We start from the raw sequence: 14484 nt of genomic DNA, 5'->3' as shown, positions 1-14484 counted from the left end.
CTTGGGACTAAAAGAGTATCTCTTCGGTAAAAGCTCAGAAGATATGGCATGCGAATTTTTACAAAAGCTCGGTTTTGTCATTTTAGAAAGAAATTTTCACTCTAAATTTGGCGAGATAGACATTATTGCACTAAGTAGTGATAAAATTTTGCATTTTATAGAGGTAAAAGCAACTAGCGGAGAATATGAAGTAGAATACCGACTAAATAAGACAAAATATATAAAAATCTTAAAAACTATAAATTTTTATATGATGAAAAATGAGCCAAATAGAGATTTTCAAGTCGATTTACTTGTCATAAAAAATAAAAATTTAGAACTGATAGAAAATATTAGTTTATAATAAAATTTATTATTTAGATAAAATTTAAATTTAATTTGTATAATTGCCACATTTTAAAAATAAGGAGAAAAAATGGGAAAATACATCGAGCTTACAAAAGAAAATTTTGATGTTACAAAAGAGGGTGTTGCTTTAGTGGACTTTTGGGCTCCATGGTGCGGACCTTGCCGTATGCTAGCTCCAGTGATCGAAGAGCTTGCTGAAGACTTTGACGGCAAAGCAAAAATTTGCAAGGTAAATACTGATGAAGTACAAGATCTTGCAGTTGAGTTTGGTATTAGATCGATCCCAACATTGTTATTTTTCAAAAATGGCGAGCTAGTTGAACAAATGGTCGGTGCACAGTCAAAACAAGCCCTAACTGACAAACTAAATTCGCTTCTTTAATGAGCGAAAAAAGAAGAGGAAGTCTGCTTCCTCTTACCTATATATTTGGTTCATTTTTTGGTGCAGCTATGATAGCGGCTGCATTTGCGTATAGTAACTATCGTTTTTCACAATATAAATTTGTTGATTTTGCGAAGCTAATTTTTTACGAAAAAAGCGAAATTTTCACTCCAAAAGAGCCAAAATACACGCTTTTAATCTTCAGTTCAAATCAATCAAAATTAGAAAAAATTTTACCAACCAAAAATGAAACAGTTGTGGCGATCGATATCTTTCAGAAAAGATATGAGTCAAACTCAACACTAAAATACATAAGCTCAGATATAAATACAGTCCTAGAGCTGATGCGAAATTTAAGCATCACGAAGCTGCCAAGTAGTGTTGAGATAGTTCATCAAAGGGGCGAAATTTACAAACAAAATTCGTCCATAAATGTTTTAGAATAAAGGAAATTTATGCTTGATTTAGCGATCATCGGAGGCGGTCCAGCAGGACTAAGCGCCGGACTTTACGCCACTAGAGGCGGATTAAAAAATGTTGTAATGTTTGAAAAAGGCGAGCCTGGTGGTCAGATCACCTCGAGCTCAGAGATAGAAAACTACCCAGGTCAAAAAGCCCCTGGCGAGAGCGGCTTTGACTTTATGAGCACTTGGTGGAAGCAGTGCAGTGCATTTGGACTAGTTCATAAGTGGGCAAATGTCGTTGGCGTTAGAAAAAATAGCGACGGCAGCTTTGAAATTTTACTTGAAGGCGGCAAGAGCGAGCAGGCAAAGGCTGTCATCGTAGCAACTGGCTCAACCCCAAGACGCGCTGGCTTTAAGGGCGAAGATGAGTTCTTTGGCAAAGGCGTTAGCACATGCGCAACATGCGATGGCTTCTTTTATAAAAACAAAGAAGTAGCTGTTCTTGGCGGTGGCGATACGGCTGTTGAAGAGGCACTTTACCTGGCAAATATCTGCTCAAAAGTCTATCTAATCCATAGACGCGACGAGTTTAGAGCTGCACCAACTACGGTTGAAAAAGCTAGAAAAAATGAAAAAATCGAATTTATAACAAGTGCAACGATAAAAGAGGCGCTTGGCGATAAAATGGGTCTAACAAAGATCGTGCTTGATACCAAAAATGGTGAGCGCGTGCTTGATGTGCCAGGAATTTTTACCTTTGTCGGGCTAAATGTAAATAACGAAATTTTAAAAGACGAAAATGGCAAATTTATCTGCGATATGGTCGATGGTGGACAGGTCAAGACCGATCTTAAGATGCAAACTAGTCTAAAAGGTCTCTTTGTGGCAGGCGACATCAGAGAGGACGCTCCAAAGCAAGTTATAGTAGCTGCAGGTGATGGCGCAGTGGCTGCACTTAGCGCTATGAGTTATATAGAAAGCTTGCATTAATACTTAAATTTAGCCAAATTTTTGGCTAAATTTTTTTCTTTTTTCTATTAAATTTTTGATTTTATACGTATTTTTAAAGCCTATTTGTAATCTATCTATAATAAATTTTATGTTAAATTCCAACCAAAAATCAAAGGATAAATTTTGGTAAAAATAGGCCTTTATGGTGCTAGTGGAAAGATGGCTCAAAGTATCATTTCTTGTTTAAAAGATGAAAAAGATGCCACTCTAAGCATCGCTTTTAGCCAAAAAAATCAGGTTGAAAATTTAAGTAACGAACTTTTGACAAATGACTTTGCTAAATTTTTTGAAGCATGCGATGTGATAATCGACTTTAGCCAAAAAGAGGCTACAGTAGCACTGCTAAACTACGCTAGAACTAATCCAAAACCACTAGTTATCGGTACGACCGGGTTAAATGACGAAGATAAAAACTTACTCCATTTAGCATCTGGAGCTATGCCTATTCTTTACGCAACAAATATGAGTTTGGGCGTAGCTGTACTAAACCGCCTTGCAAGGATCGCTTCAAAAACATTAAGAGAATTTGACATAGAGATAGTAGAGCAACACCATAGGCACAAAAAGGACGCTCCAAGCGGCACAGCAATGACCTTAGCTGGTTGCGTGGCTGAGGCTAGGGATCTAAATTTAAAAGATGTTTTAGTCACTGGTAGAGCTGGCATGGTGGGCGAAAGAAGCAAGGACGAGATCGCAGTCATGGCGCTTCGTGGTGGCGATGTAGTCGGTCGCCATACGGTTGGCTTTTATAATGACGGCGAATTTATTGAGCTAAATCACACCGCAACGAGTAGGGCAACCTTTTCAAAAGGTGCGATCAGGGCTGCCGTTTGGTTAAAAGATCAAAATAGTGGCCTTTACTCGATAGACGATAGTTTAGGGCTTGATGATTAAATTTGAGCTTGATGATGCAGAGAGCTACAAGCTAGAATTTGGTGATAAATTCTATCTGCCGGAGTGTGAAAAGCGTCAAAATTTAAGAACTGGCGATGAGATCAAGTTTAACTACAAAAATGTTCTTGAAATTTACAAAGATGATGAAAACTAAAGGAAAAAAATGTGTGCAATAGTTGGTATTATAAATTCTAAAGATGCAGCAAAGACTGCCTATTATGCGTTATTCTCTATGCAGCATCGCGGTCAAGAGGCGAGTGGCATTAGCGTTTGTGATGATGGAGAAATTTCTACTCACAAGGGTAATGGCCTAGTTACAGAGGTTTTTAATGAAGAAATTTTAAGATCACTAAAAGGTGATATGGCTATTGGTCACAACCGCTATGCAACGGCTGGTAAAAACTCAGGTCGTGACGCCCAGCCAATAGCCGCTAACTACTCTTTGGGGCAGATTTCGATAGTCCATAATGGAAATTTGGTAAATAAAGATGAGGTTAGAGATGAGCTTATTAAGGATGGTGCGATATTTCAGACAAATATGGATACTGAAAATATCATCCATCTAATTGCAAGAAATCATAGTGAACACTTGCAGGACCGTATTATCGCGGCACTTGACAAGATAAAAGGTGCTTATTGTCTGCTTATCCAGTCACGCCATAAAACCTTTGCCATAAGAGATCGCTGGGGTGTTAGGCCACTAAGCCTTGGCAAGCTAAAAGATGGTGGATATATCGTAGCTAGCGAGACTTGTGCTTTTGATCTTGTGGGGGCTAGCTTTATAAGAGATATCAGGCCTGGTGAGATGATAGTTTTTGAACATGGAAAAAGTGAGTTTCAAAGCATTCAAATTTATGAGCCAGATCCTAGAATTTGTGCATTTGAATATATCTATTTTGCGCGTCCAGATAGCGTGATAGAAGGTAAAAGTGTCTATGAAGTTAGAAAAAAAATGGGTGAAGTACTAGCTAAGAAGAGCAAAATCAAAGTAGATTTTGTCGTACCTGTACCAGATAGCGGAGTACCAGCAGCACTTGGGTATGCAAACGAGAGCAAGATCCCTTTTGAGCTAGCTATCACTAGAAACCACTATGTGGGTAGAACCTTCATCGAGCCAAGCCAAGAGATGAGGAATTTAAAAGTTAAGCTAAAACTTAATCCGATGTCATCGGTTCTAAAGGGTAAAAGTATCGTTGTTATCGACGATAGCATCGTTCGCGGTACTACTTCAAAAAAGGTGGTTGATCTTTTAAGACATGCGGGCGCTAAAGAGATTCATTTTAGAGTCGCATGCCCTGAGCTTAAATACCCTGAGCGATACGGTATCGATACGCCAAGCTTTGAAGAGTTAATAAGCTCTAAAAAAAATGCAGAGGAAGTAAGAGAATATATCGGTGCAGATAGCTTAGAATTTTTAAGCATAGACGAACTTAAAGAAAGTATCGGCAATGAGCGAAGATATTCGCTTGTAAGCTTTGATGGTGACTATTTCATAAAGTGAAAAATTTAGCCATTTTTTTGCTCGTTGTACTATTTTTTAGTGGTTGCTCACAAAAGAATCCAAGCAAAAAAGATGAAATTTCTATTTACGTAAACTACTATGAGATAAATGGCACAAAACAGCAACTACAAATAAAAACTGCCCAAAATTTTGTAGAACAAAATGCTAGTGTGCCATTTTTTGGTGTAGTAAATTTTTTAGTAGAAGATAAAATTTTAAATGCTTATTCGCTTGCAAAAGGCACTATAAACGTACTTGAGGTAAATAATAGCTCTATAAATTTAAATAAATCAAGTGATATTCTAGCTTTAAAAAAAGCTAATGAGATAAAATTTTATGAGATAAGGCCTGATGTGCTTGAGAGTGTTAAATTTGGCTCACAAAATAGTGTTTGTGGCGATTTTTTGTTACAAAAGCCAGTGTATGTAAATGTAGCAACAAACTACTATTTAAGAGATGATAGTTTTTTTGCAAGCATTATAGAAGCAAATTTCTTTTATAAAAAAGGTGCAAAGATCCTAAAAAAAGAGTTTGTTTATAATATAGCCGAGACTAAAATCCTAGAAGAAGCAAAAGAATTTACACAAAAGACAAAGCAGCTCTTTTTAAATGACCTACAAAAATTGGGCAGACTACTTGACATACTTTGTACTTTTTAAATCTTTAACTTAAAAATTCGTGTTTATTGCAGATGCTAAAAAGATAAAATTTAATCTAAAATCAAACTAAGACTCAGCATTTTATCCTATGAAATTTGTAAAAATTTGCTTCAAATTTGACTTAGTAGCAATTTAGTTTTGTGATATTCATGCCATTTTTAAAGTAAGGCGGATATGGCATATATACGGTAAATGGTGTGCTTTTTTGCTTTGGTAAATTTTTGGCTACATCAAATTTATATTCAACTGTATTTGGCCTCTCGTCCTTATCTGTGCCAAGAACCCATGAGAAAAATGAAAGCCCACTTGGCTTAAAAAATGCTTCCCCACCAAGGTCATTTTTATTTAGTGGTTGATTGATTAGTTTGACTGTCAGCGTGCAGTTGCTAATTGTAAATTTACCGATGTTTCTCACTTGCCCCTTAAAAACGATACTCTCATTTCGTAAAATTCGCTCACTTTTTACATTTTCAAGCATGCCTTTTTTTGTATATTTGTCAAGCACTAGCATCAAAAAAATAGCAAGTGTGGTTGAGACTAGAATATTTGTAAAAAATAGTGATAAAAATAACTTTCGCTCAGCTCTAAGCGAGAGAACAAGAAATAAAATAGAAAGCAGAGCAATCGCAAAAAGAACGATAATATGAACGATCGTAAAATATGCTGAGCTCATCAAAAACACTCCACTTTTTTAGAGATATTGTAGTCTATAAACGCGAAATCATTGACAAATTCTTTAACTTCAATGCTTTGCTTTGGTAGAAATTCCTCGTTTAAGATGATTCTTTTTCTAGCAAATGGATTAAGTGAGTTAAAAAAATCTTTCGTATTTTGTCTTGAGCTTAGATAGAAGTCAAGCTCGATTTTACAGATATTAAGTGCATTATTTGAATTATTTGTAATATTAAAATCGACCATTAACGCATCGACATATTGAAGCTGCTTGGTGGTTATTTTGCTTATGCTAACTGGCCTTAAATTTTCATTTATATATTTGTTCACGTAGTAATTACCTACAAAAAGTCCGAAAAAAGCAGCTAGAATAAATAAAAATCCTATCTGCCACCACGACTTTATCGCTATAAAAATCCCTAAAAGCACAATTAGTATAAATGCTAAAAATATCCAGCCATAGGTTAGAAAATCAATGAGCTTTGCATTTTGCAATACAAAAAGCAAGTTGTGCTTAATGCTATTTAACATCTCGCGATCTTTTCTCTTCAATGCCGCTTATGCCAAAACGCCTTGCAAGTTCGTTTTTTACAGCATCTGGATGGATATTATGGGCCGAAAGTGCTACAAGTGCATGAAAGCAAAGATCGGCTGCTTCGTAGATCAGATCATCTTTTGCTTTTTGCTCATTTTGCTTTGAGTTTTCTGCGAAACTAAGATCCTTTGCGGCCATTATAAATTCGCCAGCCTCTTCGCCAACTTTCTTTAAAATTTGATTTTCGCCTTTTTTAAAAAGACTTGCCACATATGAAGCTTCAGGGTTAGCATTTAGCTTTCTATCTTCTATCACATGGTAAAGCTCATCAAGCACACCATAATTTATTTTTTTGACTTCAACTTTTGTATCTAAAATTTTGCCGTCATGCAAATTTATCTCATTAAAAAAACACGACCTTGCTCCAGTGTGACAAGCAGTGCCTCCGTTTTGAATCACTTTTAAAAGCAAAGTATCGTTGTCGCAGTCTAAAAAAGCAGCCTTTATCTCCTGAGTGTTGCCACTTTCTTCGCCTTTTTTCCAAATTCTATTTTTGGTGCGTGAAAAGTAGTGAGCGTAATGGCTAGATAGACTTAAATTTAATGCTTCTTCGTTCATGTAAGCAAGCATTAAAACTTCATTTGTGGCATGATCGCAAACCACTACTGGAAGCAATCCACCAACTTTTTGCCAGTCTATACTTTTTGTTACGCTATTCATTTTTATTTCTCGCTTACTGAGCTAGCTCTTGCTTTATCTTTTGCGTCTAGCCAGATATTTGGCACAGCTCCACCAGGTGTTAAGAAAATTTTAGCATCTTTGTTTTCTTTTAGAGCCTCGTTAAATTTATTTTGCGTCTCGATCTGCTTTAAATTTAGTAGATTTTGATCGACACTTTTTGCAACCTCTTTGTTCGCATACGCAGTTGCGTCAGCCTCGATTTTAATGGCATCAGCCTTACCTTTTGCCTCGATGATAGCAGCTTTAGCGGTACCTTCTGCAAGTGCAGCTTGTTTTAAGGCTTCTTGATTTGCTCTTTCTACTTCGTACTTTGTTCTCTCGGCCTCTTGTTTAGCGATTTGGACGCGCTCGATCTGCTCTTTTACCTTTGAAGGCAAGATGATCTCACGAAGCTGCACTGTTAAAAGCTCAACTGGCTTATTTGGCTGAGAGTCGATGTCTTTTCTTATGCCATCATCGATTTGTCTTGCTAGGTCGTTTCTCTTTGTTGGAAGCTCTTCTGCTGTGTATTTACCAGCGATACTGCGAACCACGTCACGAACGACGGGATCAACTATCTTGCTCTCCCAGCTAAGACCCCAAGAGGCAATAGTTTGAGGGGCATTTTCTGGATTTAAACGGTATTGCACAGTAATATCAATGCTAACTGGTAAATTTCTAGCATCAAGTACTGAAATAGAATTTTTACGTAAAATTCCAGCTCCAACGCCTTGATATGATTTTTGCATTGATTCGCCCATATCCTCGCCAGAAGTATAGTTTATGATCCTAACTCTGGTGTCCACGATGATGATATCTTGGATAAAAGGTAAAAAGAAGTGAAAGCCTGGTTGCAAAGGATTTGGCTCATATTTACCTGCTGTAGACTTAATACCAACTTCGCCTGAGTGAATCACTTTAAATGGCTGTGTGATAGCAAAAATAGCAATAATTGCAATTACAATGTAGGCAAGTGCTCCAAATTTACCAAAACCGCTTGGTAAATTTGGCATTTTAAAGTCCTTTTTGAAAGGCGGCTCTTTGTCGCTATTTTGACTAGAGCCTCTGTTGTCATTACCTGGCTTTTTTTTATTGAAATAATCGTTTAAATCAGCGGGCATTTCGTTCCTTTAAATTTTTAAATATATGTTAAAAATGATTCATATTTTTTATTTAGTCCATAAACTACGTCAAAATAAGCTTTTTGTAGTCTCTTTGTTACTTCGCCTCTAGCTCCGTTGCCGATAATGCGGTTATCTATGCTATTTATCGGTGTTACTTCAGCTGCTGTGCCTGTGAAAAACGCCTCGTCAGCTGTGTAAGCCTGATCTCTTGTGATGCGTTCTCTTCTTACTTCGATGTCAAGATCATGAGCAAGTCTTATGACTGTATCTTGAGTGATGCTAAGTAGGCTGTTGTCGTTTGGTGGAGTGATTAAAACGCCATTTTCAACGATAAAGAAGCACTCGCCTGGACCTTCAGCCACAAAGCCCTCGCTATCAAGAAGTAGTGCCTCGTCGTATCCGGCCTCTTTTGCCTCGTAGTTTGCCATTTGTGAGCTTAGGTAGTTTGAGCTAGCTTTTGCTCTATTCATTTGGGCAGCAGGTGCAAGTTTGGCAAAGCTTGAAATTTTAACTCTGATGCCTTTTTCTAGGCCTTCATCGCCAAGATAAGCGCCCCATTCCCATGAAGCGATAGCAGTTTGCACTGGCGCTTTTGTGTGAGCTACGCCCATTACGCCGTATCCTAAAAATATAAGTGGGCGGATATAAACATTGCCATTATATTTATTTGCACGAAGAAGCTCTATTTGCGCTTTTTCAAGCTCTTCCTCGGTGTAAGGCACATTTAAAACGGTCATTTTTGCTGATCTTAAAAGCCTTTTTGTATGATCTTGGAGTCTAAAGATAGCTAGACCTTTTTTTGTTTTATAAGCTCTTGTACCCTCAAATACGGCATTAGCATAGTGTAAAGAGTGAGTTAGAACGTGTACTTTTGCATCGTCCCATTTAACTAATTTTCCATCCATCCAGATAAATTCTGAAGCATTCATTGTTAAACCTTTCTTTTTTCTTAGAAATTTTGGTCTGAGTTTATCTAAAATTGCTTTAAATTTACATTTCTAAGACCAAAATTTGCAGATATTATCCGCCAAAACTACTTATCTAAAAGCTCTTGTATGATCTTTGCCATCTCATCGATTGATGAAGCTGCGCTTAAGTTTATTAAGTATTTGCCGCTTACTACAAAAGCTGGCACACCGCTGATACTTGCCACATCATAAGAGGCGAACCATGCGTCTAAAAGCTCTTTTGCTCGGTCGCTATTTAGTGCTTTTTCGTAGTCGTCCTTACTCACGTGAGCTGCTTTAAGGGCTAAATTTATAAATTTCTCTTTATCTTTACCATCATTAAAATCATCTTTTTCATCATGTCTTGCTTTATAGATCGCAAATTTTGCTTGCTTAAATTTTGACTCATCGCTTAGTAGATCAGTACCATTTGCCTCATCTATCGATATAAGAGCGGCAAAAATTTTACTCGCGGTCTCGCCAAGCTTGCCTTTGGTGCTTAGGTGATATGGGATAAATTTAACCCCATCAAGCTTTGACATCAGCTTTCTTGTGATCGTTCGGTCAAATTTATAGCAGTGTGGGCAGTCGTAGCTAAAGACCTTAACGACTGAGTTTTTAGGCACGTTAAGCGGTTTTGCTAGAGTTTGATACTCCACACCTTCAGTTAGTGCTGATAAATTTAGCGCAAAAAACGCACTTAAAATTAGCATTTTTACAAGCTTCATCTTTGCTCCTTATTTTACAAGATCAGCTAGCACTTTTGCGGCGTGGTCTTTGGCTTTTACGCTTTTATAAATTTTAACTATCTTGCCGTCTTTGCCGATCACAAATGTGCTTCTTACGATGCCAAGATACTCTTTGCCGTAGTTTTTCTTAACTTGCCAAACGCCATAAAGCTTTGAAATTTCTTTATTCTCATCGCTTAATAGAATGTGCTTTAAATTTTGCTTTGCGATAAAGCCCGCATGTGACTTCACACTATCTGGGCTAACGCCGATGATAACTGTGTCGTTTTTGATAAACTGATCGTAGTTCGCGCTAAATTCGCAAGCCTCAGTCGTGCAGCCCGGAGTGTTGTCTTTTGGATAGAAGTAAAGCACCACATTTTTACCCACAAAGTCCTTTAGTGCGACCTTTACGCCGTCTTGATTTAGCGCTTCAAACTCTGGTGCTTTATCACCAACTTCAAGCGTTATCTTTCTCTCAATGTCTGCTTTGCTAAATTCGCTCATTTCATCCCCTTTCTCTTATCTTCTACGCTCTCGCCGCCTACGCCGATATTGCTAGCATCGTGAGTTTCTATGAAGATCATAACCGCCTCTTTTTTCTTGCTAAGCACTCTTACAAGCGTCTCGGTCACCTCTTTAAAAACTTGATCTTTTTGCTCTTTTGTCGGCTCTGGACCTGCTATTTTGATATTAACATAAGGCATTTTTTGCTCCTTTTTAAGATGTAAAATATTAGCCAAAATGAGTGAAATTTCAGATTAAAGCCTTTATTTAAGAATTTGGCATTAAAATACAAAAACTTGTTACATAGGAGCGAAAAATGGACTACAACAAACATAACAAAGGCTTTGTTTGCTTTATGTATAGCTTTGGACGAAGCAGGTCAGTTTATGCTGTTTTGATGTTTTTAGTCATATTTTTGCTTGGTTTTTTGACATTTGGCTCAAGTGCTCAAACCGATATTTTAAATTTACAAATAGCCCTTGGTGTCATGCTTTGCGGGCTTTTACTCATCCTTGTAAATCCAAAAATTTTTATCATTAAGCTAATTGGCTATTTAATTTCACTTGCTGGCGTTATGATCGCTCTTCACAATGCAAATTTGCTAGGCGAAGGCTTTAGCTTATATTTTTACACAAGCCTAGTCTTTGGCGCATTTATGATGCTCATGCTTCTTAGCTGGTTTGTTTATAACGCAAGAAGCAGCGAGATAAATGAAATTTAGTTCGCCACTCCCATAAGCACGCTTGTGTAGGTGTTTTGCTTAGGCTCTGAGCTTGTTGCATCATTTACTTTTATGCGGCCAGTCTCAAGCCCACCCTTTATGAGTGCTTCTTTTACTGCATTTGCACGCTCATTTGATAGCTCAACTAGCTTTTCCTTATCTACTTCGATGGTTTTTATTGCCTCTTCTCTTAAGGCCTTATCGTTTTTATCTTTAGCGCTTGGAACGAGAGAATTTAGCACGGTAATATAATCTTTGCCACTTGAGGCGATTATTTGATTTATCTTTTGATCAAGCTTTTTTTCTTTAAAGTAGAGCACATCTATCTCGGAGTAAGTAGGCGTGATGCTAAGTTTCATCATAGGCTTTGCAGTGGTTAATTTTATAAAATCAGCTATTTTTGGTGCTTCTGAGCTTATTAGCTCGCTACTTCCAGCAAGAAAATCAATAGAGCTTAGATCCTTGCTGCCAAGTCCTAGAGCATTACCTAAAAATCTAAACGGAGCTAACGTAATGTCTGCAAAGAGCTTTTTAACAGCAGCCCAAATGACACCGCCATATTTAAAGTCAGGATCGTCTAAATTTCCTTCAACTGGCAGGTCGATATTTATTTGGTTATTTTGATCGCTTAATATCGATATAGCAAGCGAAAGTGGTAAATTTACAGCATCTTTTGAATCAACCTTTTCTCCAAGTGTGAGTGTGTCAAAATTTATAAGATTTGAGCCATTTAGTTTTGAATCAACAACGCTATAATTTAGATTTAAATTTAACTTACCTTTTTTTATTTTATAGCCCAAAAATTGCCCACTATATGGCGTTATGTCGATTAGATCGATGTCTTTAAAATCAAGCTTAATGTCGGTATTTTGCTTTAGCTCAAAAGGAAATAATTTTGCTGTAATCTGAGAAAAGCCATTTTTACCAACTGTGCCTTTAAACTCGCCCGAACTCGGACGTTTTTTATCGATGTCAGTTAGCTTGCCATTTAGATTTGAAATTTTTGTAGCAAATGGCATAAATAGTGACGCATCTGAAAAATCAACCTCGCCGTTGTTAAGTGAGAAATTTTTGATGCTAAAATTTAGCTCGTCATCTTTTTTACTAGCTACTTTTTTGCTCTCAGTTTTTTGCTCATTTTGGGCTTTGCTTTTATCTTCTTTTACGATTTTGCTTAGGTTAAATTCACGTTCTTTACTTAGATGAGCCTTGATAAATGGCGAATTTAAAGCAACTCCAGTAATTTCAAGATTATCTTTAAAAAGTGAAATTTTATCTACATCTAAACTTTTAAATGCGATTAATTTTTCTTTATTTTTATCATCTAATCTAATATCTTTTACGCTAAGCTTTGCGTCCGCTTTTATATCTTTTGCATAGTGAAGCTCGGCGTTTGCACTCATCTCTCCACTTGAAAGATCCGCCTCTAAAAATGGCTTTGCGTAGGCGAAATATTTTGGCAAATTTTTATCTTCAAGTTTGATTTTAGCAGTTATATCAAGTGGTTCAAGTTTGATTTTTGAAGTTAGGTCTAAATTTAGCTTTTGCGAGCTTTTCATATCCACTTTTGCGTCAAATGGCTTACTAAAATCGCTACTTAAATTTGCTATTTTTACAAATAAATTATCAAATTTATGAGCGATCTTCTCGCTCTCAAAAAGATGTGTCAAAGCGATATTGGCGTTATTTACATTGATATTTTTTATATCAAATTTAAACTCACTCTCTTTGCTTTTTGAAGCTGGTGTATTCTCTTTTTTAGCTTTAGTGCGATGATTGGCTGTTTTTGCTGGCTCTTGCTCACCAAGTCCAAGCTGGTTTATCGCACTTAAGCCACTACCATTTAACTCCGAGTTAAATTTTGGTCTATTTATATCGATATTCTCGGCATTCAAAGCCATATTTAAAATATCAAATTTGATCGTTTTTGTAAGCACATCAGCGATATCTAAAATTTCTTTATTTTTTGCCTTTAAATTTATGCCATTTATACTAAGCTCATCAAGAGTTGCAAGGCTTTTATTAGTATCTTGAGTGAAGCTAATGTTTGAGATTTTAGTCCCTGCCACATTTGCATTCGCATTTTTGCTAAGTGGAGCATTGATGTCATCAAACACTATTTTTTCAAGCGTTAAAGTGGTTTTGTTATTTGCTAAATTTGCATTTAAATTTGAGGCATTTATATCTTTTAGATTTACTAAATTTTTACCAGTTTCGTCTATTTTTAGGGCGTTTGCATTCATGCTATTTAGTGCAGCTATCGCATTTAGCTCACTTTTTTCATTTAAATTTGCTAAAAGCGAAATATCGTTTAAATTTAGTGATTTTAAGCTTGCTGTTATTGCATTTTTAAATGACACATCGCTTAAATTTATGGCATTTAACTCTAATTTAGCATCTATCTTGTCTGCTATTTTGCTTGATAGATCAAATTTTGGAAGCTCTAGCTCACCAAGTCTTAGTTCGTTTTTACCCTCATCTATGCTTAGTGATTTTATATTTAAAAAGCTGTCCTTTAAATTTATATTTGTAGCGTTCTCGTCGGCAATTAAAGCGTAATTTATTCCTAAATTTATGACCGCATTTTTAAGATTTAGCGTGTCGTTATCGATAAAGCTAATCGCGACTGGATCGATACTAAAATCCTTTATGCTGATATTGCCCTCGATTTTTAGTGGATTTAGCTTGATATCGCCATTTAGATCGATTTTGTGAGCTAGAGTCGAGTTTGAGTCAAAGATGTGGCTACCTGCACTATTTTTCTTCGTATTTAGCGAGCTTAGCTCGTAGTTTATATCATCAAAATTTACGTTAAATGGCTTTGTTAAATTTTGATCGCTATATGAAAATGAGCCTTTGATGATTTTTGCGTTATTTAGAGCAAAATTTATAGAGCTAGTGCTGTTATCTTCGGTAGTTGAGTTATCGTTGCTTATAAAATTACTAAAGTTAAATTTTGAATTTTTATCCCTTAAAATTTTGACATTTGGCTCTTGAAGCCTAAAAATATCAACTTCAACTAATTTTTTAAAAATAGAAAATGGCTTTAGCTTGACGTCGATTTGCTTTGTGCTAAAAAGTGGTGAAGTAGTGTTTAGCTCAGCATTTGTAGCATTTAGCTCAAAGGTAAATGGATTAAATTTAGCACTTTCCACAAAAAGCGTTGCGTTGTAGTCTTTTAGATATTTTGGAGCGATATTTTTAATGCCATAAGGTACTCCAAAAAATCCAAGAATAGTATAAATAACTAAAAGTGAAACTACGCAGATGGCTGAAATAAGTGCTGTTTTTTTATTTTTATTCATTGTAAAATTTGCCTTGTTGTTATCTA

At 36.3% G+C, this 14484-nt stretch carries 18 protein-coding genes; 9 read left to right on the top strand and 9 right to left on the bottom strand.

Going from position 1 to position 14484, the window contains the following annotated elements; genetic code table 11:
- Window position 1 precedes the first annotated feature (1 nt).
- The 8 genes from CVS95_RS03650 to CVS95_RS03620 all read left to right on the top strand — a co-directional run bounded on the left by CVS95_RS03650 (window position 2) and on the right by CVS95_RS03620 (window position 5199).
- Window positions 2-343 (top strand): YraN family protein, encoded by a 342-nt coding sequence (locus CVS95_RS03650; protein ID WP_107695605.1) that lies wholly within the window; start codon window positions 2-4, stop codon window positions 341-343.
- Between the two features lie 72 nt (window positions 344-415).
- Entirely contained in the window at window positions 416-730 is a 315-nt protein-coding gene (trxA, locus tag CVS95_RS03645; protein WP_012001054.1) for a thioredoxin, read from the top strand.
- Entirely contained in the window at window positions 730-1176 is a 447-nt protein-coding gene (locus tag CVS95_RS03640; RefSeq protein WP_107695604.1) for a hypothetical protein, read from the top strand. Before trxA ends, CVS95_RS03640 begins: the two co-directional genes overlap by 1 nt.
- A gap of 9 nt (window positions 1177-1185) precedes the next feature.
- On the top strand, window positions 1186-2124 hold the full coding sequence (locus CVS95_RS03635) for an NAD(P)/FAD-dependent oxidoreductase (RefSeq protein WP_107695603.1): 939 nt from the start codon (window positions 1186-1188) through the stop codon (window positions 2122-2124).
- Window positions 2125-2268: 144 nt separating this feature from the next.
- On the top strand, window positions 2269-3039 hold the full coding sequence (gene dapB / locus CVS95_RS03630) for a 4-hydroxy-tetrahydrodipicolinate reductase (RefSeq protein ID WP_107695602.1): 771 nt from the start codon (window positions 2269-2271) through the stop codon (window positions 3037-3039).
- Window positions 3032-3193: a hypothetical protein gene (locus CVS95_RS09550; RefSeq protein WP_159071256.1), complete on the top strand. Its 162-nt coding sequence runs from the start codon at window positions 3032-3034 to the stop codon at window positions 3191-3193. The genes dapB and CVS95_RS09550 overlap by 8 nt, the downstream gene beginning before the upstream one ends.
- Before the next feature lie 9 nt (window positions 3194-3202).
- Window positions 3203-4540, top strand: a complete 1338-nt coding sequence (purF, locus tag CVS95_RS03625; protein WP_107695601.1) for an amidophosphoribosyltransferase — start codon at window positions 3203-3205, stop codon at window positions 4538-4540.
- Window positions 4537-5199, top strand: coding sequence for a hypothetical protein (locus tag CVS95_RS03620; protein WP_107695600.1), 663 nt, complete (start codon window positions 4537-4539; stop codon window positions 5197-5199). Before purF ends, CVS95_RS03620 begins: the two co-directional genes overlap by 4 nt.
- 121 nt (window positions 5200-5320) lie before the next feature.
- Here the strand turns inward: CVS95_RS03620 and CVS95_RS03615 are convergent, their stop codons facing one another.
- The 8 genes from CVS95_RS03615 to CVS95_RS03580 form a co-directional block, all read right to left on the bottom strand.
- On the bottom strand, window positions 5321-5872 hold the full coding sequence (locus tag CVS95_RS03615) for a DUF2393 family protein (protein WP_107695599.1): 552 nt from the start codon (window positions 5870-5872) through the stop codon (window positions 5321-5323).
- Entirely contained in the window at window positions 5872-6402 is a 531-nt protein-coding gene (locus tag CVS95_RS03610; RefSeq protein ID WP_107695598.1) for a DUF2393 family protein, read from the bottom strand. The genes CVS95_RS03615 and CVS95_RS03610 overlap by 1 nt, the downstream gene beginning before the upstream one ends.
- Window positions 6392-7126, bottom strand: a complete 735-nt coding sequence (gene hisIE, locus CVS95_RS03605) for a bifunctional phosphoribosyl-AMP cyclohydrolase/phosphoribosyl-ATP diphosphatase HisIE (protein WP_107695597.1) — start codon at window positions 7124-7126, stop codon at window positions 6392-6394. Before hisIE ends, CVS95_RS03610 begins: the two co-directional genes overlap by 11 nt.
- 2 nt (window positions 7127-7128) lie before the next feature.
- Window positions 7129-8247 (bottom strand): prohibitin family protein, encoded by a 1119-nt coding sequence (locus CVS95_RS03600; protein ID WP_103592786.1) that lies wholly within the window; start codon window positions 8245-8247, stop codon window positions 7129-7131.
- 17 nt (window positions 8248-8264) lie between these two features.
- The gene (locus tag CVS95_RS03595) at window positions 8265-9179 is read right to left on the bottom strand and encodes a branched-chain amino acid transaminase (protein WP_054196075.1); all 915 of its coding nucleotides are present in this window, start codon (window positions 9177-9179) and stop codon (window positions 8265-8267) included.
- A 104-nt stretch (window positions 9180-9283) separates the two neighbouring features.
- Window positions 9284-9925, bottom strand: a complete 642-nt coding sequence (locus CVS95_RS03590; protein WP_107695596.1) for a thiol:disulfide interchange protein DsbA/DsbL — start codon at window positions 9923-9925, stop codon at window positions 9284-9286.
- 9 nt (window positions 9926-9934) lie between these two features.
- On the bottom strand, window positions 9935-10432 hold the full coding sequence (gene bcp / locus CVS95_RS03585; RefSeq protein WP_107695595.1) for a thioredoxin-dependent thiol peroxidase: 498 nt from the start codon (window positions 10430-10432) through the stop codon (window positions 9935-9937).
- Complete coding sequence (locus CVS95_RS03580; protein ID WP_107695594.1) at window positions 10429-10632, bottom strand: tautomerase family protein; 204 nt, start codon at window positions 10630-10632, stop codon at window positions 10429-10431. The genes bcp and CVS95_RS03580 overlap by 4 nt, the downstream gene beginning before the upstream one ends.
- 116 nt (window positions 10633-10748) lie before the next feature.
- Between CVS95_RS03580 and CVS95_RS03575 the strand changes: the two genes are divergently transcribed.
- Complete coding sequence (locus CVS95_RS03575) at window positions 10749-11153, top strand: hypothetical protein (RefSeq protein WP_107695593.1); 405 nt, start codon at window positions 10749-10751, stop codon at window positions 11151-11153.
- On the opposite strand, the gene CVS95_RS03570 is transcribed toward CVS95_RS03575, so the two are convergent.
- Window positions 11150-14458, bottom strand: a complete 3309-nt coding sequence (locus CVS95_RS03570) for a DUF748 domain-containing protein (RefSeq protein ID WP_107695592.1) — start codon at window positions 14456-14458, stop codon at window positions 11150-11152. The genes CVS95_RS03575 and CVS95_RS03570 overlap by 4 nt on opposite strands.
- Window positions 14459-14484: the final 26 nt, after the last annotated feature.

This window comes from Campylobacter concisus, assembly GCF_003048905.1.
Taxonomy (GTDB): domain Bacteria; phylum Campylobacterota; class Campylobacteria; order Campylobacterales; family Campylobacteraceae; genus Campylobacter_A; species Campylobacter_A concisus_V.
The sequence above is the reverse complement of the archived record's forward strand: the minus strand, read 5'-3'. Positions and strand labels throughout refer to the sequence as shown.

What these genes read in the sequence shown, in the direction of transcription:
- CVS95_RS03610 (WP_107695598.1), bottom strand. Translation starts at nt 6,402, where the DNA reads ATGTTAAATAGCATTAAGCACAACTTGCTTTTTGTATTGCAAAATGCA.
- CVS95_RS03600 (WP_103592786.1), bottom strand. Translation starts at nt 8,247, where the DNA reads ATGCCCGCTGATTTAAACGATTATTTCAATAAAAAAAAGCCAGGTAAT.
- CVS95_RS03580 (WP_107695594.1), bottom strand. Translation starts at nt 10,632, where the DNA reads ATGCCTTATGTTAATATCAAAATAGCAGGTCCAGAGCCGACAAAAGAG.
- hisIE (WP_107695597.1), bottom strand. Translation starts at nt 7,126, where the DNA reads ATGAATAGCGTAACAAAAAGTATAGACTGGCAAAAAGTTGGTGGATTG.
- CVS95_RS03635 (WP_107695603.1), top strand. Translation starts at nt 1,186, where the DNA reads ATGCTTGATTTAGCGATCATCGGAGGCGGTCCAGCAGGACTAAGCGCC.
- CVS95_RS09550 (WP_159071256.1), top strand. Translation starts at nt 3,032, where the DNA reads ATGATTAAATTTGAGCTTGATGATGCAGAGAGCTACAAGCTAGAATTT.
- bcp (WP_107695595.1), bottom strand. Translation starts at nt 10,432, where the DNA reads ATGAGCGAATTTAGCAAAGCAGACATTGAGAGAAAGATAACGCTTGAA.
- CVS95_RS03575 (WP_107695593.1), top strand. Translation starts at nt 10,749, where the DNA reads ATGGACTACAACAAACATAACAAAGGCTTTGTTTGCTTTATGTATAGC.
- CVS95_RS03595 (WP_054196075.1), bottom strand. Translation starts at nt 9,179, where the DNA reads ATGAATGCTTCAGAATTTATCTGGATGGATGGAAAATTAGTTAAATGG.
- purF (WP_107695601.1), top strand. Translation starts at nt 3,203, where the DNA reads ATGTGTGCAATAGTTGGTATTATAAATTCTAAAGATGCAGCAAAGACT.
- CVS95_RS03590 (WP_107695596.1), bottom strand. Translation starts at nt 9,925, where the DNA reads ATGAAGCTTGTAAAAATGCTAATTTTAAGTGCGTTTTTTGCGCTAAAT.
- CVS95_RS03570 (WP_107695592.1), bottom strand. Translation starts at nt 14,458, where the DNA reads ATGAATAAAAATAAAAAAACAGCACTTATTTCAGCCATCTGCGTAGTT.
- trxA (WP_012001054.1), top strand. Translation starts at nt 416, where the DNA reads ATGGGAAAATACATCGAGCTTACAAAAGAAAATTTTGATGTTACAAAA.
- CVS95_RS03640 (WP_107695604.1), top strand. Translation starts at nt 730, where the DNA reads ATGAGCGAAAAAAGAAGAGGAAGTCTGCTTCCTCTTACCTATATATTT.
- CVS95_RS03615 (WP_107695599.1), bottom strand. Translation starts at nt 5,872, where the DNA reads ATGAGCTCAGCATATTTTACGATCGTTCATATTATCGTTCTTTTTGCG.